The sequence below is a fragment of the Streptomyces xanthochromogenes genome (genome assembly GCF_014650455.1).
Taxonomy (GTDB): domain Bacteria; phylum Actinomycetota; class Actinomycetes; order Streptomycetales; family Streptomycetaceae; genus Streptomyces; species Streptomyces xanthochromogenes.
This window is the reverse complement of sequence record NZ_BMUZ01000019.1, coordinates 21,691-47,948: the sequence shown is the minus strand read 5'-3', so window position 1 is coordinate 47,948 and position 26,258 is coordinate 21,691. Positions and strand designations below refer to the sequence as shown.

At 71.8% G+C, this 26,258-nt stretch carries 25 protein-coding genes; 19 read left to right on the top strand and 6 right to left on the bottom strand.

Translation table 11 applies throughout. From position 1 onward, the window contains the following. The first annotated feature begins 250 nt into the window (after nucleotides 1–250). Nucleotides 251–1,303 (top strand): fatty acid desaturase family protein, encoded by a 1,053-nt coding sequence (locus tag IE267_RS36155; RefSeq protein WP_189766122.1) that lies wholly within the window; start codon nucleotides 251–253, stop codon nucleotides 1,301–1,303. Between the two features lie 96 nt (nucleotides 1,304–1,399). Here the strand turns inward: IE267_RS36155 and IE267_RS36150 are convergent, their stop codons facing one another. Then, a complete protein-coding gene (locus IE267_RS36150) occupies nucleotides 1,400–2,338 on the bottom strand; it encodes an alpha/beta fold hydrolase (RefSeq protein ID WP_189766121.1) in 939 nt (312 codons plus the stop codon). Between the two features lie 112 nt (nucleotides 2,339–2,450). Here IE267_RS36150 and IE267_RS36145 point away from each other — a divergent pair, with 112 nt between their 5' ends. Further along, nucleotides 2,451–3,047: a TetR/AcrR family transcriptional regulator gene (locus tag IE267_RS36145; RefSeq protein ID WP_189766120.1), complete on the top strand. Its 597-nt coding sequence runs from the start codon at nucleotides 2,451–2,453 to the stop codon at nucleotides 3,045–3,047. 220 nt (nucleotides 3,048–3,267) lie between these two features. On the opposite strand, the gene IE267_RS36140 is transcribed toward IE267_RS36145, so the two are convergent. Beyond that, nucleotides 3,268–3,657 carry an ATP-binding protein gene (locus IE267_RS36140; RefSeq protein ID WP_167152044.1) on the bottom strand — a complete coding sequence of 130 codons (390 nt, stop codon included), beginning with the start codon at nucleotides 3,655–3,657 and terminating at the stop codon, nucleotides 3,268–3,270. Between the two features lie 732 nt (nucleotides 3,658–4,389). On the opposite strand from IE267_RS36140, the gene IE267_RS36135 reads away from it, so the two are divergent. The 4 genes from IE267_RS36135 (at nucleotide 4,390) to IE267_RS36120 (ending at nucleotide 7,465) form a co-directional block, all read left to right on the top strand. Further along, nucleotides 4,390–4,725 (top strand): MerR family transcriptional regulator, encoded by a 336-nt coding sequence (locus IE267_RS36135; protein ID WP_167152042.1) that lies wholly within the window; start codon nucleotides 4,390–4,392, stop codon nucleotides 4,723–4,725. Nucleotides 4,726–4,896: 171 nt separating this feature from the next. Beyond that, nucleotides 4,897–5,811 carry an alpha/beta fold hydrolase gene (locus IE267_RS36130; protein ID WP_189766119.1) on the top strand — a complete coding sequence of 305 codons (915 nt, stop codon included), beginning with the start codon at nucleotides 4,897–4,899 and terminating at the stop codon, nucleotides 5,809–5,811. Further along, entirely contained in the window at nucleotides 5,808–7,112 is a 1,305-nt protein-coding gene (locus tag IE267_RS36125) for a PP2C family protein-serine/threonine phosphatase (protein ID WP_189766118.1), read from the top strand. The genes IE267_RS36130 and IE267_RS36125 overlap by 4 nt, the downstream gene beginning before the upstream one ends. An 11-nt stretch (nucleotides 7,113–7,123) precedes the next feature. Continuing rightward, nucleotides 7,124–7,465 carry an STAS domain-containing protein gene (locus tag IE267_RS36120; protein WP_167152036.1) on the top strand — a complete coding sequence of 114 codons (342 nt, stop codon included), beginning with the start codon at nucleotides 7,124–7,126 and terminating at the stop codon, nucleotides 7,463–7,465. Nucleotides 7,466–7,683: 218 nt separating this feature from the next. On the opposite strand, the gene IE267_RS36115 is transcribed toward IE267_RS36120, so the two are convergent. Next, nucleotides 7,684–8,127, bottom strand: a complete 444-nt coding sequence (locus IE267_RS36115; protein WP_189766117.1) for an NUDIX hydrolase — start codon at nucleotides 8,125–8,127, stop codon at nucleotides 7,684–7,686. 423 nt (nucleotides 8,128–8,550) lie between these two features. Between IE267_RS36115 and IE267_RS36110 the strand changes: the two genes are divergently transcribed. From IE267_RS36110 to IE267_RS36095, 4 genes are all read left to right on the top strand, one after another. Then, entirely contained in the window at nucleotides 8,551–9,333 is a 783-nt protein-coding gene (locus IE267_RS36110; RefSeq protein WP_189766116.1) for a VOC family protein, read from the top strand. A 354-nt stretch (nucleotides 9,334–9,687) separates the two neighbouring features. Continuing rightward, nucleotides 9,688–10,119, top strand: a complete 432-nt coding sequence (gene panD, locus IE267_RS36105; RefSeq protein ID WP_161249646.1) for an aspartate 1-decarboxylase — start codon at nucleotides 9,688–9,690, stop codon at nucleotides 10,117–10,119. A 26-nt stretch (nucleotides 10,120–10,145) separates the two neighbouring features. Then, a complete protein-coding gene (locus IE267_RS36100; protein WP_167152030.1) occupies nucleotides 10,146–10,484 on the top strand; it encodes a GNAT family N-acetyltransferase in 339 nt (112 codons plus the stop codon). Further along, complete coding sequence (locus tag IE267_RS36095) at nucleotides 10,481–11,122, top strand: aspartate/glutamate racemase family protein (RefSeq protein WP_189766115.1); 642 nt, start codon at nucleotides 10,481–10,483, stop codon at nucleotides 11,120–11,122. The genes IE267_RS36100 and IE267_RS36095 overlap by 4 nt, the downstream gene beginning before the upstream one ends. 366 nt (nucleotides 11,123–11,488) lie before the next feature. On the opposite strand, the gene gnd is transcribed toward IE267_RS36095, so the two are convergent. After that, nucleotides 11,489–12,931, bottom strand: a complete 1,443-nt coding sequence (gene gnd / locus IE267_RS36090; protein WP_189766114.1) for an NADP-dependent phosphogluconate dehydrogenase — start codon at nucleotides 12,929–12,931, stop codon at nucleotides 11,489–11,491. Nucleotides 12,932–13,165: 234 nt separating this feature from the next. On the opposite strand from gnd, the gene IE267_RS36085 reads away from it, so the two are divergent. Further along, the gene (locus IE267_RS36085; protein ID WP_189766113.1) at nucleotides 13,166–14,353 is read left to right on the top strand and encodes a transglycosylase family protein; all 1,188 of its coding nucleotides are present in this window, start codon (nucleotides 13,166–13,168) and stop codon (nucleotides 14,351–14,353) included. Here the strand turns inward: IE267_RS36085 and IE267_RS36080 are convergent. Continuing rightward, nucleotides 14,323–15,264: a DMT family transporter gene (locus IE267_RS36080; protein WP_189766112.1), complete on the bottom strand. Its 942-nt coding sequence runs from the start codon at nucleotides 15,262–15,264 to the stop codon at nucleotides 14,323–14,325. The two genes, IE267_RS36085 and IE267_RS36080, sit on opposite strands and share 31 nt — an antisense overlap. 284 nt (nucleotides 15,265–15,548) lie before the next feature. Here IE267_RS36080 and IE267_RS36075 point away from each other — a divergent pair, with 284 nt between their 5' ends. From IE267_RS36075 to IE267_RS36055, 5 genes are all read left to right on the top strand, one after another. Then, the gene (locus IE267_RS36075; RefSeq protein ID WP_189766111.1) at nucleotides 15,549–16,277 is read left to right on the top strand and encodes a (2Fe-2S)-binding protein; all 729 of its coding nucleotides are present in this window, start codon (nucleotides 15,549–15,551) and stop codon (nucleotides 16,275–16,277) included. A 61-nt stretch (nucleotides 16,278–16,338) separates the two neighbouring features. After that, nucleotides 16,339–16,581 carry a hypothetical protein gene (locus IE267_RS36070; RefSeq protein ID WP_189766110.1) on the top strand — a complete coding sequence of 81 codons (243 nt, stop codon included), beginning with the start codon at nucleotides 16,339–16,341 and terminating at the stop codon, nucleotides 16,579–16,581. 2 nt (nucleotides 16,582–16,583) lie between these two features. Beyond that, a complete protein-coding gene (locus tag IE267_RS36065; RefSeq protein WP_189766109.1) occupies nucleotides 16,584–17,129 on the top strand; it encodes a Clp protease N-terminal domain-containing protein in 546 nt (181 codons plus the stop codon). Nucleotides 17,130–17,293: 164 nt separating this feature from the next. Beyond that, nucleotides 17,294–19,723 (top strand): GH92 family glycosyl hydrolase, encoded by a 2,430-nt coding sequence (locus tag IE267_RS36060; protein WP_229861627.1) that lies wholly within the window; start codon nucleotides 17,294–17,296, stop codon nucleotides 19,721–19,723. A 125-nt stretch (nucleotides 19,724–19,848) separates the two neighbouring features. Further along, nucleotides 19,849–21,375: an SDR family NAD(P)-dependent oxidoreductase gene (locus IE267_RS36055; protein WP_167152010.1), complete on the top strand. Its 1,527-nt coding sequence runs from the start codon at nucleotides 19,849–19,851 to the stop codon at nucleotides 21,373–21,375. Nucleotides 21,376–21,450: 75 nt separating this feature from the next. On the opposite strand, the gene IE267_RS36050 is transcribed toward IE267_RS36055, so the two are convergent. Next, entirely contained in the window at nucleotides 21,451–22,044 is a 594-nt protein-coding gene (locus IE267_RS36050; RefSeq protein ID WP_161252670.1) for an inositol oxygenase family protein, read from the bottom strand. A 340-nt stretch (nucleotides 22,045–22,384) separates the two neighbouring features. Here IE267_RS36050 and IE267_RS36045 point away from each other — a divergent pair, with 340 nt between their 5' ends. The 3 genes from IE267_RS36045 (at nucleotide 22,385) to IE267_RS36035 (ending at nucleotide 26,183) form a co-directional block, all read left to right on the top strand. Continuing rightward, nucleotides 22,385–22,558, top strand: a complete 174-nt coding sequence (locus tag IE267_RS36045; RefSeq protein WP_167152006.1) for a hypothetical protein — start codon at nucleotides 22,385–22,387, stop codon at nucleotides 22,556–22,558. A gap of 169 nt (nucleotides 22,559–22,727) precedes the next feature. Continuing rightward, nucleotides 22,728–24,752, top strand: a complete 2,025-nt coding sequence (locus IE267_RS36040; protein WP_189766108.1) for a S9 family peptidase — start codon at nucleotides 22,728–22,730, stop codon at nucleotides 24,750–24,752. Between the two features lie 246 nt (nucleotides 24,753–24,998). Then, the gene (locus IE267_RS36035; protein WP_189766107.1) at nucleotides 24,999–26,183 is read left to right on the top strand and encodes a DUF6777 domain-containing protein; all 1,185 of its coding nucleotides are present in this window, start codon (nucleotides 24,999–25,001) and stop codon (nucleotides 26,181–26,183) included. The last annotated feature ends 75 nt before the right edge of the window (nucleotides 26,184–26,258 follow it).

Sequence of the window (26,258 nt, the reverse complement as noted above, 5' to 3'; positions counted from 1 at the left end):
CCGGCGCCCGACTCCCGCCCGAAAGCCGGCGGGTGGCGGCGGCGACTCCGGTGAGTGGCGAAGGGTGCCTCACGCGTAGGCGCTCTGCCGGGCGATCCGCCGGGTACCGGCCGCGCAGTAGGCTGGAGACCTCTCGCAACCTTCGAAGTGGTCCCGCCAGGGATGCGCTCGGCCGTGACCCCGCCATTCGGCTGCGTGGAGCACCGGGTGCCGCAGCACCCGGGTGTCCTCCGCTGAAGGGCTCAAGGCCGTGCCGACGAACAGCACCATTCCCGTACGTACGGATGTGGCGGGGAGTGACTTTGCCCGGCTGTCGAAGAGGATTGCCGATGCGGGCCTGATGGCCCGTCGGCCGGGCTACTACACCATCCGCATCACCGCCGTCGCCTCCCTGTACGTCGGCGGTTGGGCCGCCTTCGTGCTGGTGGGCCGCAGCTGGTGGACCCTGGCCGTGGCCGCGTTCCTCGCGGTGGTCTTCGGCCAAGTGGCGCTGGTCGCACACGACATCGCCCACCGGCAGGTCTTCCGGCTGCGCAGAGCGAGCGAAGTGTCCGGCCGCATCGCTGGAAACATGGGCATCGGCATGGGATACGGCTGGTGGCATGACAAGCACACCCGCCACCACGCCAACCCCAATCATGAGGATCTCGACCCGGATCTCGACCCCGATGTGCTGGTCTGGTCCCAGTCTCAGGCCCGCGCGGCCACTGGGCTGCCCAGACTGCTCGGGCGTCGGCAGGCGTACCTCTTCTTCCCGCTGCTGACCCTGGAAGGCTTCAATCTCCACATCTCGGGTGTCCGAGCGCTCGCCAACCCTTCGTTGAGGAGCCGCCGGTTGGAGGGCGTGCTTCTCTTCGTGCACTTCGCGGCGTATCTGACGGCCCTGTTCCTGGTGCTGCCGCCCGGTATGGCCATCGCGTTCCTCGCGCTGAACCAGTGTCTCTTCGGCGTCTACCTCGGATCGATCTTCGCTCCCAACCACAAGGGCATGCCGATCCTGACCGGTAAGGAACGCCCGGACTTCCTGCGTCGTCAGGTGCTCACCTCACGCAATGTGCGCGGGGGATGGTTCACCGACCTCGTGCTCGGCGGGCTCAACCACCAGATCGAGCACCACCTCTTCCCGAGCATGCCAAGCCCCCACCTGCGCAAGGCCCAGGCCATCGTCCGCGGCTACTGCCAGGAGCTGGGCGTCGGCTACCTCGAGACCAGTCTGCTCGCCTCCTATCGACAGGCTCTCGCGAGCCTCCACGACGCCGGAGCCCCGCTGCGAGCCGTCGCCGAGCAGGAGGGGCGGGCGTGAAACCGGGGCTGTCGCCGTCGTCATCCCGCCCACGACGAGGGCGCCTTGGCGGCCGCCGGCCCGGGCCGGCGCGTGCCGGGCAGGTCCGGAGCGGCGTCAGCCGCCGTCGGCGATGAACCCGGCTATGGCGGCAGCGACGGCTTCGGGCTGCTCGTCGGGGATGTAGTGCCCGGCGTCGGGCACGACAACTCCGGTGGTGTCGTCGGCCCATGGGCCGATGGAGGCTGCCATGTCCGGGATGGAACCGTGGCTGCTGGAGATTCCGAGGACCGGCACGGTCAGGTGCTGCCGGTCGAGTGCCTGATGGTTCCTGCGCGCAGACTCGGCGGCGTCCCGGTAGTAGGCGAGCGAGGCGCGGAGGCCGCCGTCCGCGGCGAGGGCCGCTGCGTAGTGGTCGAGGTCGGCGTCGTCGAACGCGTCGGGAGAGAGGGCCTTCGTTTTCAGGAACCAGCCGACATAGTCCCGTTCGCGCCCGAGGAGCAGGGTCTCGGGCAGGTCGGGCACGACATGGAACGCGAAGTGCCAGGTCTTCCACGCCCGGGCCGGGTCGGTGGGAATCGCTTCCGGGAGGGTGATGCCGGGGATTCCGGCGTCGAGCAGGGCCACCCCGCGCAGTTGGCTCCCGTGGTTGAGGGCGAGCGAGAAGGCGACCCAGGCGCCGATGTCGTGCGCGGCCAGCCAGTAGGTGGACACTCCGAGTGCCTCAACGGCGGCGTGGACATGGGCGGCGACCGTGTGGGTGTCGTAGCCGTGCTCCGGGCGTTCGGAGTGGCCCTGGCCCGGCAGGTCGATCGCGATCACGCGGAACCGGTCGGCGAGGCGGGGCATGACCTTCCGCCAAGCCCACCAGGTCTGCGGGAATCCGGCGAGCAGCACGACAGCCGGGCCGGCCGGCCGGCCGCCGTCGACGGCGTGAAGGCGGATGCCGTCCGCGTCGACCCAGCGGTGGGTGAACCCGTCCAGGTCGCGCAGGGGCAAGTGGTGGACAGGGCCGGCTTCGGAGACATGCCGAGTCGTGGTCGCGGGGTCAGTCACAGGAAACCTCCATCGAAGATCTGCAACCTAACACATCTTGAACTATTCAGTTCAAGATAGAGTGGTGCGCAGCGCATGGGCATCGACGCACGTACCGGCAAGGAAGTGTCACGTGGCAGGCAAGAAGCAGTTCGACATGGACACGGCACTCGACGCCGCGATGGTCCAGTTCTGGCGCGCCGGATACGCCGACACCTCCGTGGACGACCTGTCACGGGCAACGGGCCTGAACCGCAGCTCCATCTATTCCTCGCTCGGCGACAAGGACACGCTCTTCCTGCGCTGCCTGGATCGCTACACCGCGCGCTACGGCGAGAAGTACGACGCCGCCCTGGCGGGTGCGGCCTCGGAACCGCTTGCGGCTGTGCGCGCGTTCTTCGACGTCACCCTCGATCGCATCGCCGATCCCGACCTGCCCGATGGATGCCTGATCGCCCAGTCGGCCATGGCGATTCCGGTGCTGAGCACGGCCGTCGCCGCGCACGCCAAGGAGGCGCTCGGTTTCCAGCGGGCGCGCCTGCGCGCCGCGCTGAAGGCCGGGCGACTCGCCGACCGGGACGCCGATGCGTTCGCCGAACACGCGGCTGCCGTGAACCAGTCCCTCGCCGTCATGAGCAGAGCCGGGGCGAGCCGGGCGCAGCTCTTGGCCGTGGTCGGCGTGACCGTGGACGCGCTCGCGCATGCTCTGCGCGCACCCGGGAGCGCTTAGGCGACGCGTACGGACGGCCCCTGTCCTGCCGTGGCGCTGCCGTTCACGATCCGGTCCTTCTTCTCCGGGGCGGTGCCCCCGGTCCCGTACGGCGGACCCGATCCCGTACGGCCGGGAACTCCGGGCGGTCGGCCATGCCGGGCGCCCGGTGGGTGAGAGCGGACAACAGGGCGTCGGCCGGGCTCCCGGTCCACCGCGCGGCCCTTCTGTACCAGGGCGGTCAGCGGGGCAGGAGGGCGCTGACGGTCTTTCCGCCGGCGCTGCTGTGAGTGACGAAGGTGGCATGGGCAAGGCGGCCGACCATCGGCCATCCGAAGCCGCCCGTGTCACCGTGCAGGTCGGGGGTGCGCCTCCGCGGGGCTTGCGTACTGCGGTCGTGCACGGCCACCTCGATGCTGCCCGGGTGCTCGCACAGATCCAGGGTGCAGGCGCCGCCGCCGTGCCGCAGCGCGTTGGTGACCAGCTCCGACACCACCAGGACCACCGTGTCGGCGGCATCGGCCGCGACCGGATGCGCGAGCCCGTCCACGAAGTCCCGGGCCGTGTCGCGGGCGTCGGCGACGCATGCCGGGGAGCTGACGGCTGTGGCGGTGAGGCTCATCGTGTCCATCGGTTCACCCTGGTCTCTGGATCGTCCTGGTCTCTGGATCGTCATGCCCTGGTCCTGCTAGGCAGGGCCTATGCCCCGGCCCTGAGCCGTTAACCCTCGGGATGCGCGGTTCGTCCTCAACCCATGTCGCCGTTCGATGCCGATTACCTATCTGTCGAACGAGTGGAAATCTATGGCGGCGAGAGTAGACATTGGGTTGTGGTGTGCGTATGGTTCCTGTCGTAGTCAAGAAGGACCGCAGGCCCGGCAGAGAAGAAGTGCCGGGCGCCAGTACCGCAGTTGCAGTTCGCAGGGCGGTGCGGTGGTGGAGTTCCGAAGCCAGGATGGTTGCGACAGCGGCGACGGAACTGATCACCGGACCGGGCGGCCCGCAGTGATCAGGGGCTGCCGCAGCAGTGCCGCAGTACACGTGGCAGCAGTACGGGAAAGTGCAGTTGACGTTCCCGTCAGTGGTCAGCACAGCCAGAGGGAAGAACGGAGGAGCCAAAACGCCATCAGGATCGCCCGGACACCGAAAGCCGTCCGGGTACCGCAGGACATCGATAGTGAGGTGGTCTCCGGTCAAGCAACCGCGATCCCCGCATTTCCCGCCCTCGCTCGGGTGGACGTGCGGACACAGAAGGCCGGCGCGATATCAGGGCCGGCAGATGGTGTAGCAAGTTCCTTCGGGGCCCGGGTGCCACATGGCACCCGGGCCCCTCAAGCGCGTTCCGGTTCCATGAGAGAGGTGCAATGACAGCAGACGATTCGTTCGGCCGGCTCGATGACGACGACTACCCCGCCTACACCATGGGCCGGGCCGCCGACCTCCTCGGCACCACGCCCGCCTTCCTGCGTGCGATCGGCGAGGCCCGCCTGATCACGCCGCTGCGCTCGCGGGGCGGCCACCGCCGTTACTCCCGCTACCAGTTGAAGATCGCCGCACGTGCCCGTGAACTGGTCGACCAGGGCACCCCGGTCGAGGCCGCCTGCCGCATCGTCATTCTTGAGGACCAGCTCGAAGAGGCCCGGCGCATCAACGAAGAACATCGCGCCCGAACCGAGTCCCGCCGCAACGCGGATGCCTGAATCGTCCGTGGAAACCGCCGATCACGAGCGGTTCCTCACCCGGCTACCGGCGGCGGCGAGGCCGGTGTCGCGCAGGCGGTGGGCGACACCGGTGTGCGCGGGGTGTGGAGGAGCGGGAGGCGATCCGCGGCCGTTGCGGAGGGATGACTGAAGTCTGGGAGGGTGACGGATATGGATACGGGGCGCAGGAACAACGTCATCGTCGCGGGCAACCCACAGTGGCTCGTGGTGGTGCTCGCCCCGGGGTTCGGCTGTGATCAACGCATGTGGAGGCCGACGCCGCCTCCCCTCGATGAGGACTACCGGGTGGGCCCGTTCGGTCACATGGGATCGGGCCACTGGGACCTGCCGGCGTTCTCGGAGGACCGCCGTGCCTCGCTCGACGGCTGCACCCGCGACGGGGTCGAGATCTGTGCGGCCGTCGATCTGCGTGATGCGGCGTTCGTGGGGCATTCGGTCAGTGCGATGGTCGGAGTGCCGGCCGCTCGCATGGCCCCCGAACGCATCGGAGCACTGGTTATGGTGACTCCGTCACCGCGGTATATCTACGACGAGGGTTGCCGCGGCGGATTCGCCGCCGAGAACGGCGAAAACGCCGAGAACGACGAAGACGCCGAGATCGCCGAGAACATCGACGAGCTGTCGGCGTCCCTGGGGCCGAACCGTCCGGGTCGGTCCGCGGCCGTGGCGCCCGTCGTCCCGGTGGTCCCAGTGGTCATGGGGAACGCGGAGCGGCCCGAACCTGAGGAAGAACCGACGAACAGCTTCTGCGCGACCGACCCCGACATGGCGCATGTCTTCGCCCGTACCCCGTTCCTTCCGGACTCCCGGGGCGACGTCCTTGCGGATTCCCGGGGTGACCTTCTTCCGCAGCCCCGGGGTGGCCTGAAAAGCGTGGACGTCCCGACGCCGGTCCTCGACCGCGCACGGGACGCGAATGCTCCACGCGAAGTCGGCGGCTACGGTCACGGGGCCATCCCCGGCCCGCAGTTGACCACCTTCGATGCCACTGATCACGGCCCGCACCAGTCCGCCCCACGTGCCGTCAACGATCCGATCACCCCGGTCCGCGAGGGCCTGCGGTGACGTGTCGCACAGGCCAGCAGGGCGACCCGCCCGATCGCCAGGGCCGGGGCGAGCAGGGGACGGCGAACGCGACGTTCGCCGCGCTGCTGGAAGACAGCACCGAGGAGCTGTACGAGAACGCCCCGTGCGGATATCTGTCCACGCTGATGGACGGCACCATCGCGAAGGTCAACACCACGCTGCTGCGCTGGCTCGGCCGGGAGCGCGAGGCCGTGGTGGGCAAACTGCGCTTCACCGACCTCCTGACCGTGGGCGGAAAGCTGTACCACGAGACGCACTTCGCCCCGCTCCTGCGCATGCGGGGCGAGATCAGCGGCATCGCCCTGGAGGTCAAGCAGGCCGACGGGGGTCGGATTCCCGTGCTGGTCTCCTCCGTGGTCAAACACGGCACCACCGGTGAACCCCTGCTCATCCGCACCACCATCTTCGACGCCAGCGACCGCCGCGCCTACGAAGAAGAACTCCTGCGCGCCCGCAACGCCGCCGAACAGGACCGCAAACAAGCAGAAGCCGACCGCGCCCGGCTCCAGGACGCCCTGGCCGTACTCCAGCAGTCGCTGCTGCCCGCCGCCCTGCCGGAGATCCCCGGGGTGGAGAGCGCCGCGCACTACCGCACCGCCTCGCCCGAGCAACTGGGCGGAGATTTCTACGACTTGTTCCCCCTCGACGGCAAGCGCTTCGGCTTCTTCCTCGGCGATGTGTGCGGCAAGGGCCCACAGGCCGCCGCGGTCACCTCGCTGACCCGCTACACCCTGCGCGCCGCCGCTCTGCACGACGCCGACCCGGTCTCCGCGCTCACGACCCTCAACGCGGTGCTCCACGAGCGCTACACCAGAGGCGATCCCCGGTACTGCACCGCCATCTTCGGCACCATCGAGCCCGACCCGGCAACCGGTCGGGTCACCGTGTGCCTGGCCTCCGGCGGCCATCCACCGGCCCTCGTCCTGCGGGCCGCCGGGCATGCCGATTTCCTGCCCACTCCCGGTGGCCTCCTGGTTGGCGTCCTGCCCAAGGCCCCTTTCGCCTCCGCCACCACCACCCTGGAACCCGGTGACACCCTCCTGCTCTACACCGACGGCCTCACCGAGGCCCGCACCGGCCAGGACCGCACCACGCTTTACGGTGACGGGGCTCTGCGCGCCTTCGCCGCCGGGCAGGCCGGCAAGCCCGCTGAGGCGGTCATCCAGGCCCTCACCGGCCTGCTCGACGATTTCGGCGACGGGCTCGACGACGACACCGCACTTCTTGCCATCGGCGTCCCCACCCATCAGGCGATCGCACCGGCAGTGAAGACCAGGTGACGAACCAATTCATGATCACTACACGGGACGCCGCGTCCGGACCTGTCGTCGAGGTGACCGGCGATCTCGATCACGCCACCGCCCCCCAGCTGCGCGGGCAGCTCGCCGCGCTCACGATCCAACCGGGCCAGCGCCTGGTCCTCGACCTGGGCGGCCTTGAGTTCATGGATTCCAGCGGCATTTCGGCCCTGATCGTGGCCCGCACCCTGGCCCACGCCGCCCAGGCCGGCATCGCCCTCGCCGCCGTACCCGCCAATGCCCTGCGCGTTCTGCGTATCGTCGGCCTCGACGAGCTCTTCACCCTCCAGCCGGACGCGGATACCGCTACCGCATCCGACGGCCCCGAGGGGTGAGCCGCGGCCTTCCCGCCAGTGCTGCCTGGGCCGACTTGCGCGAAGCCCGCGCGGTCGTGACGGCGGGCGAGAACCGCGCCCCGCCCACCAGAGTGATCGTGTCGGCGTGACCCAGTGGCCGGTTCCGGCGTGGTGGACGAGCAGGACGCGGCCGTCGGCTCGCCGGATGAAGGCCGCCGCGGTCGCACCGACCATGGCCGGTGCGGGCTTGGCCGGTGTCATGCCGCCCACCCCATGGCGGCGAACGGACGCCCGACCGCGATCGCGGTCAGGGCCGCGGCGGTGTAGGCGACGAGCGGTGAGGGCAGCGCCGTGTAAGGGTGCCAGGCCAGGGCGGTGTGCCGGTCCGGTTCACAGATCCGCGGAGTGCCGCCGTACGAAAGAACACGGAAGAACAACTGGATGCGGGGGATGGCGGCGACGCTGTCGCGATAGTGGAGGACGTGGACGAGGCGCAGGTCCTGCGGGTCGATCTTCACGCCGAGTTCCTCCTCCGATTCCCGGACCGCGCAGGCGCTGGCCGATTCCTCTTCGAGGTGTCCGGCGGGGACGTGCCAGGAGCCGGGGTCGAAGGGGGAGCAGGGGGAGCGCCGCTGGAGCAGCACTTGTCCGGCATGCTCGAAAACAAGGTGTACGCCGACGATGTTGGGCTGGCTTCGCACGGGGGCTCCTCCGAGGGCATCGGTACGGACAGGAGCTCGGAAAACACGCGGTGCCGGTCATGCGTAGCGGTGAGCGCAGAGCGAAGGCTCGCTCGAATGTGTTCCGTGAAGCTCGCCCCGGCCTCTGTGGTCGGGGTCGGAGCTCGTGATCTTGCGTTCGAATCACTCGTGAGGGGGCGGTCACCCGATCCGGCGATTGCCATTTCTCGATTGAGGGCCGAGGGCATCGCGGCGCGGTCGGGTGCAAGGCGGTGTCACGGGCGCGCGACGGGGGCGGATTCCGACGCCGTGACGGCGTCGACGGAGTCGACTTCGGTCGCTGCCGGAGTTCCGGAGGCGACTCGCCGTAACGCTCAGTACTCTGCGCCTTACCAGGAGTGGCGTGCCTCGCTACGCTGCCGGACCCTACTCAGGAGAGCACGCATGCTCGGTACCGACTTCCGCACCGGATCGCCCAACTGGCTCGACCTCGGCAGTCCCGACATCCCCGGGGCCTGTGCCTTCTACGGAGCCGTCTTCGGCTGGCGGTTCGTCGCCGCCGGACCCGACACGGGCGGCTACGGCTTCTTCCAGCGTGACGGCCGGACCGTCGCCGCGGTCGGGCAGCTGACCGAGGAAGGCGCGGACTCGGCGTGGATGCTGCACTTCCACACCCCCGACATCCAGGCGACCACGGCTGCCGTGCGCGACGGCGGCGGGAGCGTGCGGATGGAGCCGGTGGACGTGATGGGTGAGGGCTGGCTCGGCCAGTTCACCGACCCGCAGGGCGCCCAGTTCGCCTGCTGGCAGCCCGGCCGTACGGCCGGCTTCGAGTTGGCCTCCGCCGAGAACGCGCTGATCTGGGCCGAGCTGCACGTGCCGGACCCGGCGGCCGCCATTGGCTTCTACGCGGGCCTGTTCGGCTGGCGCTCGGCCGAGATGCAGGTGCCCGGGATGACCTACCGGGTGCTGAGCATCGCGGACGGCGATCAGCAGGACGGCTCGTTCGGCGGGGTGGTCCCGCTGACGGGTGACGAGGAGCAGGCGCGCTGGGCGCCGTACTTCCACGTCCTCGACGCCGACGCGGTCGTCGCGGCGGTCACGGCGAACGGCGGCTCCGTGCTGATGCCTGCCGCCGACGTGCCCTCGGTCGGCCGGATCGCCTGGGTGGCGGACCCGGCGGGCGCGGCGTTCGCACTGCTCACCCCGGACCCGCAGATGTCCTGACCGCGGGCGAACCCGTACGCATCCCGGCAGGCCGTGCCGGGCGTCTCCTGGTGTCTCCTGGACGAAGGGGAGGCCGGACCGTCGCCCCGTGCGCGACCGGAGTGACGGTGATCACGGACGCTCTTCGCGGAGTGCTGCGTAGGCTTGGGCCGTCGTCGGGGCGGTGTCCGGGAGGGTGTGCGCAGTCCTCCTGGAGGCCTCGCCTGATGGCTCGTCAGGAAAGTCGGCAAGTGGTCGGCGCGAGTCCTGGAAGACCTGGCGGACGCTGCCCGGACATGCGACTCGTCGTAGGGTTGGAAAGTGCCCTTGACCTGCGAAAAAGCAGGCAGGGAGCCTGTGCCTAGGAGTACTTCAGTGATACGTACCATGTTCAAGTCCAAGATCCACCGAGCCACCGTCACCCAGGCCGACCTGCACTACGTGGGCTCGGTCACCGTGGACGCCGAGCTCATGGAGGCGGCCGATCTGCTCCCCGGCGAGCTGGTGCACATCGTCGACATCGACAACGGCAACCGCCTGGAGACGTACGTCATCGAGGGCGAGCGGGGTTCCGGGGTCATCGGGATCAACGGTGCCGCCGCCCACCTCGTGCACCCCGGTGACCTGGTGATCCTCATCAGTTACGCCCAGATCGACGACATCGAGGCGCGCGTGTTCAAGCCCAGCGTCGTGCATGTCGACGGAGCCAACCGGATCGTCGAGCTCGGCACCGACGCCTCGGCCCCGGTGCCCGGCAGTGACCAGCGGCGCAGCCCGCAGGCCACGATCCCCGCCCCGCAGCGCTGACCCGCCCCCGGAGAGGAACCCGCACCATGGCAGAGATCCGGGACGACCGCGCCCGAGGGCTGCTCGCCGCTTTCGAGGGCGGTGAAGTGGTCGGCCGCATCGCCTACTTCGTACTCGACGAGCCGTCCGCCGCGCTGGTGGCGGTGCACACCGTCGTGGAGCCCGGGCACGAGGGCAAGGGCATCGCCGGTGACCTGGTGCGGGAGTTCTACGCCACCGCCGCGCGCGAGGGCTTGGCCGTCGTGCCGCTCTGCCCGTACGCCGCGAAGTGGGCCGAGCGGCACCCGGGCGAGGCGCCCGCCGCCCCGGCCGCCCTGGTCGAGGCCGCCCAGGCCCGGCTCGCCGCGAATCCGGAGCTGTGGTGAGCGGGCTCGCACTGCTGCACACCTCGCCCGTCCACGTCCCGGTCTTCGACGCCCTGCGCGACGAGGACGCCCCGGGCCTCGTGCTGCGCCACCTGGTGGACGAGCAACTGCTCAGCAGGGCAAGGGAGTTGGGGCCGGACGCGGTGGCCGGGGACGTCGGGGCCGTCCTCGCCGACGCGGTGGCCCAGGGCGCGGACGCGATCCTCTGCACCTGTTCCACCATCGGCGCGGTCGCGGAGGCCGCTTCCGCGACCCTGGGCGTGCCGGTGCTGCGGGTCGACCGGCCGATGGCCGCGGCCGCAGTGGCGCGAGGGCCGCGGATCGCCGTCGTCGCCGCCGTCGCCTCCACCCTTGGGCCGACGGCCGCGCTGATCCGCGAGGAGGCAGGCGACCGGCCGCTCGCACTGCGGACGGTGCTCGTCGAGGACGCCTGGTCCCACTTCGAATCGGGCGACGCGCAGGCGTACTTCGCGGAGGTGGCCCGGGCGGTGGACGCCCTGACGGACGTCGACGTCGTGGTGCTGGCCCAGGCTTCGATGGCGCCCGCCGCCGACCGGACCACGACCGCCGTTCCGGTCCTGTCGAGCCCTCGCCCCGGGCTGCGGGCGGCGGCCGCCGTGGCGGGCCGGGCCGCCTGACCCGTACGGGTTGAACCGGCGGGCGCCGGGCAGGCGCGCAGGTGAAGCTGATCTCAGACCATGAGGAGGCCGATCATGACCGTGCCGCACCCGGAGCCCACCCCGCCGTGGCCCACGCCGCTGCCCGACCCCGAACCGGGCCCGATCCCCGGACCGGGTCCCGGCCCCGGCCCCGATCCGGTTCCGCCGAGGCCCGGCCCCGGTCCCGACCCCCAGCCGCCGAGCCCGGGTCCCGACCCGAGCCCGCCGCAGCCGGACCCGGACCCGGGTCTGCCGGACCCCGTGCCGCAGCCCCCGGGCCCCGATCCCGTACCGGGCCCCCCGCAGCCCGAACCGGCGGGCTGAGGGGCCCGGCCGCGGCGCCGGTCAGCCGGTGCTGACCTCGGACCGGTCGCCGCCCCACAGCGTGTGGAACGAGCCCTCCCGGTCGGTGCGCCGGTAGGTGTGCGCGCCGAAGAAGTCGCGCTGGCCCTGCGTCAGCGCCGCCGGGAGGCGCTCGGCGCGCAGCGCGTCGTAGTACGCGAGCGCCGCCGAGAAGCCCGGCACCGGGACGCCCTGGCGGGCGGCCGCCACGATCACCGCGCGCCAGTCGTCCTGCGCCGCACCGATCTCGTCGCCGAACCGCTTGTCCGAGAGCAGGCTCGGGAGTTCGGGCTGCGCGTCGTAGGCGGCCCGGATCCGGTCCAGGAACGCGGCCCGGATGATGCAGCCCGCGCGCCAGATCGCCGCGACCGCGCCGGGGTCGACGTCCCAGTCGTAGTTCTGGCTGCCCGCCTGGACCTGGTGGAAGCCCTGCGTGTACGAGACGATCTTGGACGCGTACAGCGCCTGCTCCACCTGCGCGGCGAAGGCCGCGGCCTCCTTCTCGCCCAGCGGGTTCGCCGCGGGCCCGGCCAGCGAACGGGCCGCCTCGCGCAGCTCGGCGTGGCCCGACAGGGACCGGGCGAACACGGCCTCGGCGATGCCCGACACCGGGACCCCCAGGTCGAGCGCGATCTGCACGGTCCAGCGGCCGGTGCCCTTCTGCTCGGCCTCGTCCTCGACCACGTCCACGAACGGCTTGCCGGTCGCCGCGTCGACATGGGCGAGGACCTCGGCGGTGATCTCGATGAGATACGAGTCGAGGCGACCGGTGTTCCAGTCCCGGAACGTCTCGGCGATCTTCTCGGGGGAGTAGCCGGCCACCGTACGCAGCAGGTGGTACGCCTCCGCGATGAGCTGCATGTCGGCGTACTCGATGCCGTTGTGCACCATCTTCACGAAGTGGCCGGCGCCGTCCGGGCCCACGTGGGTGACGCACGGGGTGCCGTCGGGCGCCTTCGCCGCGATCCGCTCCAGGAGCGGGCCGAGGGACTCGTACGACTCGGCGGAACCGCCCGGCATGATGCTCGGTCCGTGCAGTGCGCCCTCCTCGCCGCCCGAGATGCCGACGCCGACGAAGTGGATGCCGCGCTCGCGCAGTTCGCGCTCGCGCCTGCGGGTGTCCTCGAAGTGCGCGTTGCCGCCGTCGATGATGACGTCGCCCTTTTCGAGGAGCGGCGCGAACTCCCGGATCACCGCGTCCGTCGCCTCGCCCGCCTTGACCATGATGACGAGCCGGCGTGGCCGCTCGAGAGCGGCCACGAAGTCCTCGGGCGACTCGGCCGCCACGAAGCTGCCCTCCTCGCCGAACTCCTCGACCAGGGCCCGGGTCTTGGCGGCCGTCCGGTTGTGCACGGCGACCGTGAATCCGTTGCGCGCGAAGTTGCGGGCGAGATTGCGGCCCATGACCGCGAGTCCGGTGACGCCGATCTGGGCTGTTCCACTCATGCGTGTTTGCTCCTGGATTCTCGGGGTGCGCGGCGCCACGAGCGTCCGTCATGGCGCACGTTTGCCGCCCACCCTACGGAACGGGGCACGTCATACGGCATGGACGGGATTCCCGACACGGCGTGCCGAAAGTCCACGCTCCCCTGAAGGCTTCCCTCCGCTTGTTCCGACCCCTTGTCATGACCTGTTCGCAGCCCCTACTTTGGCGGCTCTTGATGCCTTCGAGGGGGACTCATGGCCTTACGCGGCCGGCACCGCCGGTACCAGCCGAGCCGGATCAACCAGGCGTCCCTGACGGTCACGGCCGGCGGGGTGGGCATCGCCCTCCCGCTGATCGCGGCGGGGACCGCCGATGCCGCGTCGCTCGACGTGTGGAACAAGGTCGCGGCCTGTGAGTCCACCAGCAACTGGCACATCAACACGGGCAACGGCTTCTACGGCGGGCTCCAGTTCACCCAGTCCACCTGGGAGGCGTACGGCGGCCGTCAGTACGCGGCGCGCGCCGACCTCGCGAGCAGGGACCAGCAGATCGCGATCGCCGAGAAGGTGCTCAAGGGGCAGGGCCCCGGCGCCTGGCCGGTCTGCTCGGGCGAGGCCGGTCTCACCCGGGGCGGCACGGCCCCGCAGCTGACGACGACCACCGAAATCAAGCCGCAGTCGACGCACCGGACGGCGAAGACCCCGGCCAGACCCCCGGCCGCGAGACCCTCCACCCCGAAGAAGGCCGAGCAGGCGAGTCCCACCAAGGTGCCGGGCAAGCGGGACTCGTACACCGTGCTGCACGGTGACTCGCTGTCCCTGATCGCCGAGCGCGAGCGGGTCCAGGGCGGCTGGCCGCACCTGTACGCCGAGAACCGTACGGTCGTCGGCGCCGACCCGAACCTCATCCGCCCCGGCCAGCACCTGACCCTGCCCGGTGGCGCCCCCGCGAAGCCCACGACGCCGCCGAAGAGCGCGGCGAAGCCGGCCGCCAAGCCCCCGGCCGCCAAGCCCGTGGCGAAGGCGCCGGCCAGGACGGCCGCGTTCACCGCGCCGGTCGACGCGGACCCGAGCACCCCGTACCACAAGGCCGGTTCGTCCTGGGCGAGCGGCTATCACACCGGCGTCGACTTCCCGGTGTCCACCGGCACCTCGGTGAAGGCGGTCACCTCCGGCACGGTCGTCGCGGCCGGCTGGGGCGGCTCGTACGGATACCAGGTGGTCATCCACCACCCCGACGGCCGCTACAGCCAGTACGCCCATCTGTCCGCGGTGAATGTGAAGACCGGTCAGAAGGTCAACACCGGCCAGCGGATCGGGCGTTCGGGCGCGACCGGCAACGCGACCGGACCGCATCTGCACTTCGAGATCAGGACAGGTCCTGCCTACGGTTCCGATGTGGACCCGCTGGCCTACCTGAGGGCGGGCGGCGTAGCCGTCTGATCCGGGGTGTCCTCCTGGCGCCCGGCCGCACCGGGCGCCGCGGGCATGCCCGCGGCCGGGGCCGGGGCGGGCCCGGTGCGGCGGCCGGCGTTCAGACGCTCGGTGGTGAGCAGGATCAGACCGCCCGCGGCCACCACGCCGAAGCCCAGCGCGATCGCGGTCCCCGCGGTCCCGTACCGGAACGATTCGCCGAACAGGGTCAGACCGATGGCCGCGGCGACCACCGGATTGACGACGGTGACCGTGGCGAGCGGCGCCGCGAGGCCCGCGCCGCGATAGGAGGCCTGCGAGAGCATCAGGCCCGCCAGCGCGAACGCGGCTATCGCGAACAGGATGGGCAGCTCCGCCGCCGGAAGGCCCGACTGCCAGTCCTCGGCGACGGACTTGGTGAACACCGAGGCCAGACCGAAGGCGCTGCCCGCCGCCGCGGCGAGCAGCACACTGCGGGTGGCCGCCCGGTGCAGGGCCCTCGACGCCACGAACAGCGCCGCGACCGCCCCGAGCCCGGCCGCGGCGAGCACCAGGCGTGGGCCCATGGCGACGGCGCCCGCGTCCGCTCCCTTCGTCAGCGCCAGGAGGCCGGCGAGGCCCGCCGTCGCCATGACGGCGCCGCGCCAGGCGGCGGCCCCGGCCCTGCGCCGGATGAACACGGCCGACATCGGCAGCGCGAACACGATGGTGAGCGCGCCCATCGGCTGCACCAAGGTGAGCGGGCCGTAGGCCAGGGCCGCCACGTGCAGCGCCGCGCCGAGCCCGTTGAGGGTGACCGAGCCCCACCACGCGGGGCGGCGCACGGGTGCGTACGCGCTGCTCGGGGCGGAGGCGGCCACGCGCTCCTGCACGATCGCCGCCGCCGCGTACGCGACGGCGGAGACCAACGACAGCAGCACGGCCAGGACAAGGGCGCTCATGGCTCCACGATGTCTCGTTGCGGACCCCGTGTCGTCGTCCCTGAGCACCGATTCATGAGTACTCCAGGAGGAGTAGGGGCATACGACCAAAGTCGTCCCAGATATCGGACTTTCAGTAAAACCGCAGCTCAAACAGGGCGTCAAGGGGATCGGACGATCACCTTCCGTCACCCTGGGAGGGCCCGGGCGTTCGACCGCGCAACCCCCTGTCACGGGCGTGGAACCGGCCATCCAGGAGTTCGTGCCACAGTGGCACGAACTGACATCGACAGACGGGCGGCGCAGTGCACCCCGAAAAGTGGGCCGAGGTCTCGTCGGTCGGCGGCTTCTTCGCCCTCCGAACCGGCGACGCCACCGGCCCCCACGTCCCCCTCGCCACCCTGTACGCGGGGCGGACCGCGCCCCTGAGCGCGCGCATCGACACGGTGGCCAATCGGCTCGACGCCCCCGAGCGCCGGGTGGCCGCGTCCATCGCCCACCTGGGTCTGGCCGCCCGGCTCTGGTCGATCGCGCTCGGCCCGGCCGTGCTGTACGGCGTCCTGCCGGACCTCGCCGCGCCCCGGCTGCACTGGGACGGCGCCCGTACCTCGCCCGACGACCTGCTCCTCGCTCCGGGCGGCCAGGACCGCGAGGCGAGCGCCGAAGGTCTGGTGGAGAGCGTCATCGAGGGTCATCTCGTCCCGCTCGCCGAGGCGTTCCGCCGGGACACCCCGGTCTCCCGCGGACTGCTGCGCGGCAACGCGGGGTCGGCTCTGGCCGGCGCCGTGCGCGAACTCCACGGCTGGGCAAGCAAGTCGGGGCGCCCGGAGGCGGGGGAGCGGGCCCTGGCCCTGGGGGCCGAGCTCTTCGCCTGTTCTCAACTCGCCGGTACAGGAGTCCTGTTGGAAGGGCCGGCCTTCCGCAGGCGCAGCTGCTGCCTCTACTACCGCTGCCCCGGTGGCGGCCTCTGCGGCGACTGCGTCTTCGAACGGCCGCCCCGGCGGACCCCGTCGCGGGGTGGCGCACCGGACTGACCCGTCGGCAAGGTGTCAGGATTCCTTGACAACCCGTCCGTGTCAGGGAATCCTGACGGTCATGGGAGCTGAGGACACCCCGGCCTCGCTGGCCGGACAAGTCACCAACAAGGACCCCGCCGTCGGACTCGCGGCGGTCGTCGCGCTGCGCCGCCTCTTGGAGGAACTGGAGCGCGTGCACGTCGACAACGCCCGCGAGCAGGGCTGGTCATGGCAGAACATCGCGTCGTCCCTGCAGGTCAGCAGGCAGTCGGTGCACGAAAAGCATGCGAGCAGGCGCAAAGCCACAGGCAAGGAGGGCTGAAGGTGTTCGAGTTTTTCACCGAGCCGGCCAAGCGGGCGATCGTCGCCTCGCAGGACGAGGCGATCGCGCTCGGCCACGACTTCATCGGCACCGAGCACATCCTGCTCGGGCTCGCCGGAACCGACGGCATCGCCCGGGAGGCCCTGGCCGCGCGGGGGGTCGAGGCGGAGCCGCTGCGCGCGGAGACCGTACGGATCCTCGAAGCGGCCGGGGTGCCGAGCAGTGGCGGGCAGCCCGCGAAGGACGCGCTCGCCCCGATCGGCATCGACGTCGAGGAGATCAAGCGCCAGGCCGACAGCACCTTCGGGCCCGGTGCCTTCCAATACCCCCGGCCCGCCTACACGCCCCGCGCCAAGCAGGTCCTGGAGGCCACCCTGCGCGAGGCCAAGGCGCTCGGGCACGACCGCTTCGGCACCGAGCACATGCTGCTCGGCCTCCTGGCGGCGGGCGACGGCGGGCGGGGTCGGGAGGTCCTCGCGGCGCGCGGCGCCGACCCGGCGGAGCTGCGCGAGGAGACCCTGGCCCGCGTCGCGGCCGCCGAGGCGTAGGCGCCCGAGGCCGTACGGGCGGGCGGAGCAGGGGAGTCGGGGGCTGGGCGCCGATCGCGCCGAGCCCCCGAGCCGTCCGCACCCTTGACGCGTACACGTGGGAGGTCGAAGAATGACCGCACTCTGACAACGTTGTCCACGCTGTCCAAGGAGGCCCTCCACCCATGCATCCCCACCGGAGAAGGCGCGGGGCGGGCGTCGCGCTCGCCGCGCTCGCGCTGTTCGCCGGGGCGCTCGCCGCGCCCGGCGCCGAGGCCGCGCCGGCCCACGACGGGCAGGCGTCCCACGACGGGCAGGCGTCCCACGACGGGCAGGCGTCCCACGACGGGCAGGCGTCCCACGACGGGCAGGCCTCCCGCGACGGCCAACTGACCGATCTGGTCGACCCGTTCATCGGCACGGAGAACGAGGGCAACACCTATCCGGGCGCCTCCGTACCCTTCGGAATGGTCCAACTCTCCCCGGACACCGGCCACAACACCGGTTACGACCATGCCCAGGACCACATCAGGGGCTTCTCCGGCATCCACCTGTCGGGCGTCGGCTGCGGGCTCGGCGGAGACCTGCCCACCCTGCCCACCACGGGCGACATCACCGAGACCGACTACGCCCGCTACGCCGCGAAGTTCCGTCACGACACCGAGCGGGCGAGCCCCGGGTACTACAAGGTCGGCCTCGACTCCGGGATCACCGCGGAGCTCACCGCGACCACGCGTACCGGGGTCCAGCGCTACACCTTCCCCGCCACCGACAAGGCCAACGTCCTGCTCAACGCGGGGCAGTCGCTGCACCGGACGATCTCCACCACCGTCGAGGTCCTGGACGCGCGCACGGTCCGTACGGCCATCACCGGCAGCGGCTTCTGCCAGGACACCAAGCCCTACACGGTCCACACCGTCACCCGCTTCGACCGCCCCTTCACCGCCTTCGGCACCTGGAAGGACGGCCGGGTCAGCACGGGCACGACACGGTCCAGCGGCACCGCCGGCAACGGCGCCTGGCTGCGCTTCGACACCACCAAGGACCACACCGTCGAGGCGACCACCGCGCTCAGTTACGTGGACGCGGCGGGCGCGGCCGGCAATCTGCGCGCCGAGGGCGGCCGCGGCTTCGACCGGGTGGCCGGCGCCGCCCGGGCGGCCTGGGAGCGCAGGCTGCGATCCGTACGCACCCAGGGCGGCAGCGACACCCTGTGGCGCACCTTCTACTCCTCGCTCTACCGCTCGTTCCTCGCGCCCAACATCGGCAGCGACACCGACGGGCGCTACACCGGCTGGGACCAGAGGATCCACCGCACGAGCGGCTTCGACTACTACCAGAACTGGTCGCTCTGGGACACCTACCGCACCCAGACCCAGCTCCTCTCGCTGCTCGCCCCGCGCGAGGCCCGCGACATGGCGATCTCCGTCCTGAAGATCGACGAGGAGAGCGGCTGGCTGCCCAAGTGGGGCTACGGCACCGTCGAGACCAACATCATGACGGGCGACCCGGTCACGCCGTTCCTCACCAACGCGTATGCGCAGGGGCTGCTCAAGGGGTACGAGGAGGAGGCCTACCGCGCGCTCAGGAAGAACGCCGACGGCGCCCCGCCCGCCGACTCCCCGGCGGTCGGCCGCGAAGCCAACTCCCCTTACATCAAGGCGGGTTATGCCCCGTACATCAAGGACCGCCCGCACGCCAAGCCCGGTGACTCCGACTTCGACCACGGCGCGTCCGCGACCCTCGAATACGCGCTGTCCGACGCCATGCTCGGCAGGATGGCCCGCGAACTCGACCACCGTGAGGACGCGGCCCGCTACACCGCACGCGCCCAGAACTACCGGAAGATCTTCGACCCCTCGACCGGGTTCTTCCGCGCCCGCGACGCCCGGGGCGCCTTCACCGGCCCCGCCGACCCAGCGCAGAGCGAGGGCTTCCACGAGGGCACGAGCTGGCAGTACCAGTGGCTGGTCCCGCAGGACCTGCCCGGGATGATCTCGCTCATCGGCGGCCAGGACGCGGCCAACCGGCGCCTCGACTCCTTCTTCGCCTACGACAAGCTCCTCGGTGACCCGGCGAAGACGGCCCGTGAGGTGTGGGTGAACGGGCCGTACTCGTACTACAACGCCGACAAGTACAACCCGCAGAACGAGCCCGACCTCATCGCCCCGTACACCTACCTCTCGACGGGGCAGCCCTGGAAGACCACCGACGTGGTGCACGCGGCGCTGACGCTGTTCACCGACGCGCCCACGGGGATGACCGGGAACGACGACCTCGGCACGATGTCCGCCTGGATGGTGCTGTCCTCGATCGGGATCTTCCCGGTCCAGCCCGGCACCGACACCTGGGGCCTGTCGACGCCCGTCTTCGACCGGGTCGACCTCTCGCTCGACCGGCGCTACTACCCGCACGGCGGCTTCACCGTGCGGGCGCCGGGCACCTCGGCCACCCAGCGCTATGTGGCCTCGGCCCGCCTCGACGGGCGGGAGCAGTCCCGTACCTATCTGACCGGGGCGGACCTGCGGGCGAGCCGCACGCTCTCCTTCACCGTGGGCGCCGCGCCCTCCGCCTGGGGCACCGCGCCCTCGGCGGCACCGCCCGTCGTGCGCTAGCGCCCGCCCAGCCACCGCCCGCCCCGCTTCCCCGGCGGCGGGCGGTTTGGTATGTGGGCGGGTCGCTCCGTACCATGGCGCTTTTGGGAACTTGATATCCGGACTGATCGAGGAACACAGCGGCGATGACGGTGACAGAGGACTTCCAGGGCCAGGAGCAGGGCCCCGGTGTCGACGAGCGGCCCGCACAGGGCGTTGACCAGGACTTCGGCCCCGGCATCGACCCCGAGCGGCTCGCGCTCTGCCTGAGCGTGCTGGCGGAACTCGACCAGATCGACGTCGACCACCCCGACGCGATCACCGTGCGCCGCGCCACCGCCGGCGTCTACCGCACCGTGAAGCAGCGCCGCCGCCAGGAGCGCCGGGCCGCCAAGACCGCCCACGACCGGGCCGTCACCGAGGCGACCGCCACCGGCTCCGCCGAGCGCATCGACGACGAGACCGAGGGCCTGCTGCCCAGCTCCTCCGTCACCGGCGAGATCGCGGGCATACTCCAGCGACCCCGCTCCTGCTACATCTGCAAGGGCCGGTACGTCGAGGTCGACGCGTTCTACCACCAGCTGTGCCAGAAGTGCGCCGCCGAGAACCGGGCCCGCCGGGACGCGCGCACCGACCTCAGCGGCAAGCGCGCCCTGCTCACCGGCGGTCGCGCCAAGATCGGCATGTACATCGCGCTGCGGCTGCTGCGCGACGGCGCGCACACCACCGTCACCACCCGCTTCCCCAAGGACGCCATCCGCCGCTTCAAGGCGATGGAGGACTCCGGCGACTGGATGCACCGCCTGGAAGTCGTCGGCATCGACCTGCGCGACCCCGCGCAGGTGGTCGCCCTGGCCGAGCGGACCGCCGCCCAGGGCCCGCTGGACATCCTGATCAACAACGCCACGCAGACCGTGCGCCGGCTGCCCTCCGCGTACGCGGCCCTGGTCGACGGCGAGAGCGCGCCGCTGCCCGCCGGTGAACTGCCCGCCCACGAGGTCATCGGGGCCTTCAACTCCGGCGCGGTCGACGGCCTGACCGCGCTGCCCGTCGGCACCTCGGGCCTCGACGCCCAGCGCGTCGCCGACCTCGCCCTGGTCGCCGGCAATGCCAGCATCGCCAAGCACCACGACGGCACCGCCCTGGACGCGGGCGGGCTGCTTCCGGACGTCGTCGACAGCAACACCTGGGTGCAGTCCATCGACCAGATCTCTCCGGTCGAGCTGCTCGAAACCCAGCTGTGCAACTACACCGCGCCGTTCATCCTGATCAGCAGCCTGCGCCCGGTGATGGCGGAGGCCGCCCGCAAGGCGCCGAAGGGCCGCGCGTACGTGGTGAACGTGTCGGCGATGGAGGGTGTCTTCAGCCGCGGCTACAAGGGCGCGGGACACCCCAACACCAACGCGGCCAAGGCGGCGATGAACATGGTCACGCGGACCAGCGGCCAGGAGATGTTCGAGAGCGACAAGATCCTGATGACGTCGGTCGACACCGGCTGGATCACCGACGAGCGCCCGCACCACGACAAGCTGCGGCTCGCCGAGGAGGGCTTCCACGCCCCGCTCGACCTGGTCGACGGCGCCGCCCGCGTCTACGACCCGATCGTGCGCGGCGAGCTGGGCGAGGACCTGCACAGCGTCTTCCTCAAGGACTACGCGCCCGCCAACTGGTAGGCCGCGGGACCTCATCCGGAGGGCGGCACGCCTCGACGGGTGCCGCCCTCCGGCATCACCCGGCGCCCTCCGGCCTCAACGGCCGCCCTCCGACGGCCGGTTGGCCCGGGCCGCGACCAGAGCGAGGACCGGACGCCAGTCCTCCATGACGCCCACGTCAAGCCCCACGACCTTCCCCGCGTCATCGGCCTGCCGCAGCACCACCGCGTCCTCGGCGAGCGGGTCGCGCGCGAAGGCCGCCGCCTCCTCGGGCCCCATCACCCCGCCCTGGGCGCGCAGGGTCAGGGCGCTCTGCGGCGACAGCGTCCGGTCCGGCTCGACCGCCGCCAGGTACCGCTTGGCCGGCACGTGCAGCCGCACGAGCCGGGCCACGCGGTCGCCGAGCAGCGGGCCGACAGCCCGGGCCGCCGTATCGGCGTGCCCGGCGTCATCACCTGGATGGAGTAGATGTCCGAGGTCGTGGACGAGGCCCGCGACCTGGAGTTCCTTGTCGGCCGGGTGGGCGCGCCGCAGCAGGTGGGCGGTCTGGAGGGCGTGGTCGTGCAGATCGACGGGATCGCCGCTGCGGTCGGGGGTGTCCCAGGCGCCGCGGCACCCGTGCAGGAGCTCCATCAGCTCCTCGACCGAGCCCACGATCCGCTCCGGAACGGGTCCCCTCGACAGCTCCATGTGGTCTCCTCCCCGCGCGCGGCAGCCGACCCGGCCAGCAGATCATGGCGGGGTGAACATCGGGCTGAACGCCCGGCGAAGGAAAGTTGACGCAAAGGAAGCGTCCCTATCGAGCGCTACCGCGCTCATTTGGTTACTCTGGTGCGAACGGTAGCCACAGCGGGTCCACCAACCCTCAAGGCCCGTTCCGGATCCGTCCCACAACCTGTGGCCGTGATGCGGACAGAGTGCCGGCGCCACCGCGTCAGAACTGCCCTTGCCCCTGCCTTCGGGCGGACACCGGGTCGGAGAACGACGCAGACCGGGACGCCCAGGGTTACGCGACACAGAGGAGTGCGCGGTGACACCAGAGACCACAGAGCGCGAACGTCGTACGCCGGAACGCGGTGGCGAACGGGCCGGACGGCCCGAGAAGCTCCGCAACATCGAGGTCTGGGCCCGCTCGGCCCCGATCCGCCTCGCGGGCTACGAGGAGGACCTCGCCGAGCCGCACATCCTGCCCGGCATCGACTGACCCGCCGCGCACCTCGGTCCGTGTCCCCTGACGCAGGGGGCACGGGCTTTTGTGAGGGCCCCGGCAGGCCAACGACGCCTGCAGGCCGGTGAATCGGCGGACGGGCAGGGGCGTGATCCGGCCTTTTCCACCCCTGTCGCCCGGACGGCCCACGGGGCAGGATGACCGGATGCCCGAGACGCCCGGTGACTCCACCGCCTTCCACGACCTGACCGCCTTCCTCGCCATCCCGCGCGTCAACGGACTCGCGCTCTCACCCGACGGAAAGCGCCTGGTGGCCGCCGTGGGGACCCTCAACGCCGAGGGCAACGCCTGCGTGTCCGGCCTGTGGGAGCTGGACCCCGCCGGCGTCCGCGAACCCCGACGGCTGACCCGTTCCCGCAAGGGCGAGTCGGCGCCCGCTTTCGCCACGGACGGCACCCTGTACTTCCTCTCCGGCCGGCCCGACGGCGACCCCGCCGCGGTGGAGGAGGCCGAGGAGGGCTCGGCGGTGTGGGCACTTCCGGAGCACGGCGAGGCAGCCCTGACGGCACGTCACCCCGGTGGCATCGCGGGCTTCTGCCTCGCCCGGGACACCGGCACCCTCGCCTACAGCGCGGGACTCCTGCCCGGTGCCGCCGATGCCGCGGCGCACGCGAAGCTGCGCAAGGACCGGGCCGATGCCAAGGTCACCGCGATCCTGTACGAGTCCGGGCCCACCCGGTACTGGGGCAGCGACCTCGGCCCGGACGAGCAGCACACCTTCGTACGGGCCCGAGGCGCGCACGGCTCGCCGGTCGACGCCGGCGGGCAGGGCAGCGTGAGCGAGACCGAGACCGCGCTCTCGCCTGACGGTACGCGCGTCGCCCACACCCGCTTCGTCCACGGCGCGGTACCGGACCGCTGCCGCACCGTCGTCGTGATCGCGGACGCGGCCACGGGCGAACAGCTGCGCGTGATCGACCGGGACGGATTCGTCTACAGCGCCCCGCTGTTCACCGCCGACGGCACCGGTCTGATCTGCACCCGCCAACTGCTTGAGACGTACGAGACGCCGTACTCCTACACCCTCGTCCGCGTCGACCTCGCCGACGGCGCCGAGAGCGAGCTCGTGCCGGACTTCGAGAACTGGCCCATCGGCGCGACCGTCTCGCCGCGCCCCGACGACGCGACCGTCTGGTTCGCCGCCGACGAACTCGGCCACTCGCCCGTCTTCCGGCGCGACCCGGACGGCACCGTCACCCGGCTCACCGCCACCGGCACGTACACCTCGCTGTGCGTCGCGCCGGACGGGCGCACCCTGTACGCGCTGCGCAGTGGCGTCGACTCGCCGCCCACCCCGGTCCGCCTCGACGCCGCCGCACCCGACCAGGAGCCGGTCGCGCTCAAGGCGCCGGGCGGGGTGGGCCGGCTGCCGGGGACGCTGACCGAGGTGCACACGGTGGCCGACGACGGATTCCCGCTGCGCTCCTGGCTGGTGCTGCCCGAGGGCGCGTCCGCCGAGCGGCCCGCGCCGCTGATCGTCTTCCCGCACGGCGGACCCGAGACGTCCTGGAACGCGTGGACCTGGCGCTGGAACCCGTGGCCGTTCGCGGCCCGGGGCTACGCGGTGCTGCTGCCCGACCCGGCGCTCTCGTCCGGCTACGGGCCCCGGATGCACGAGCGGGGCTGGGGCCAGTGGGGCGGGCAGCCCTACCGGGACCTGATGGCGGCGACCGACGCCGCCGAGGCCCGCCCCGACATCGACGCGACCCGCACAGGCCTCGCGGGCGCCTCCTACGGCGGCTACCTGGCCAACCGCATCGCCACGCTGACCGACCGCTTCAAGGCGATCGTCTCGCACGCCTCGCTCTGGGACTTGCGGGCGTTCCAGTCGGAGACCGACGTCTCGGCCTACTTCCGGCGGATCTTCGGCGACCCGCTGACGCGGCCGGAGCGCTACGAGGCGAACTCGCCCGCGCTCGCGGCCGACCGCGTCCGCACGCCCGTGCTGGTGGTCCACGGCGGCAAGGACTACCGGGTCCCCGTCGGGCAGGGCATGGCCCTCTTCCAGGACCTCCAGCGCCGCGAAGTCCCGACGAAGTTCCTGTACTTCCCCGACGAGGGCCACTGGATCCTCGCCCCGAACCACGCCCGCCTCTGGTACGCCACCCTGCTGGGCTTCCTCGACCACCACGTACGGGACGAGGAGTGGCAGCGCCCCGAACTGGTCTGAGCAGCGCGCGAAGGGACAAGGGGATCACTCACCCGAGCCGGGGCCTCCGTCGCGGGGTGTGCGTGCCTGCCGGCCGGAGCCGGGGGCCGGGGCTCGGGGGCCGGGTCGCGATGCCCCCCCGGCGGGCGGTCGCTCGACGAGGGGGCGAGCCTCCGTGTCCCCCGTTCCGCCCCGTCCGTTTGCGCCGGACGCGCGCCTGCGGCACACAATGAGGGGCAACTCGGGGCGTACAGCTGGGAGATCCACGTGCCCTCGACCCTGCGCAGAATCGCCGCTGCCGCCGCCGTGCTGTCCGTCGGTGCCTTCGCCGCCGGATGCGGCGGCGGCGCCAGTGGCGCCGACAGCCGGCAGGACCTCAACCTCCAGCCGATCGCCGCCGCCGGACCCGACCCGTTCACCCAGTCCACGGCCGATTCGACGGCGACCCCCACCCCGGCGGCGCCGCCCGCCCCCCGGAGTCCGGCGCCGGGCGTCCAGTCGACCCGGATCGTCTCGGGCGCCGCGCCCGGCCTGTACGGCGGCACCCAGTCCGTGGCCAGCTGCGACGTGGAGAAGCAGATCCGCTTCCTCGGCGGTGACCGGGCGAAGAACCGGGCCTTCGCGGACGCCGCCGGAATCGACCCGGGGTCGGTCGCGAGCTTCCTGCGCGGGCTGACACCGGTGGTGCTGCGCGGCGACACCCGGGTCACCAATCACGGCTTCCGGAACGGCTCGGCCACCAGCTTCCAGTCGGTGCTCCAGGCCGGCACCGCCGTCCTGGTCGACGACCACGGCGCGCCGCGCGTGCGGTGCGCCTGCGGCAACCCGCTGAAGCCGCCCAACGCCCACCAGGGCGAGTGGAACGACAAGGGCAAGCCGTGGCCCGGCTACCACGCCGACCGGGTCATCGTGGTGCGGCCCACCACCGTGGTCATCAACAACCTCATCATCGTCAACATCACCAACAACACCTGGATCGAGCGCAAGACCGGCGACGACGGCCGGCGCGACCGGGAGCGCCCGGACATCCAGATCGACCCGGACAAGCCGCCGGTCACGCTGCCGCCGTCGCCCCCGGCGAGTCCCAGCACCTCGCCCCCCATCAGCTCCCCGCCGCCGAGCCCGGACTGCCCGACGCCCACGCCGACCGTGACGGTCACCGAGACGCCCTCGCCCGCGGCGCCGGGCTCCGCCCCGCCCGTGAGCCCGCCCGGCGCCGCGACCCCGAGCGGCTGTCCGACCGCCACCACGACGGTCACCGCGACGCCCTCGCCGTCGCCCAGCGCCTCGACACCGTCGCCGGGCCCCTCGACCCCGTCGCCCGTGGAGCCCTCGACCCCGGAGTCGAGCCCGTCCGGTGACATGCCCTCGCTGCCGACGGACATGCCGACGGACCTGCCGAACGGAGACTCCGGCATCGTCCCGCCGTCCCCGGAGTCCGAGAACGTCTGAGGCGTACCCGCCTCGCCCGCGGCCACCGGCAGCTCCTGCCGGTGGCCGCGCGGCACGACACGGGCCGGACTCGGG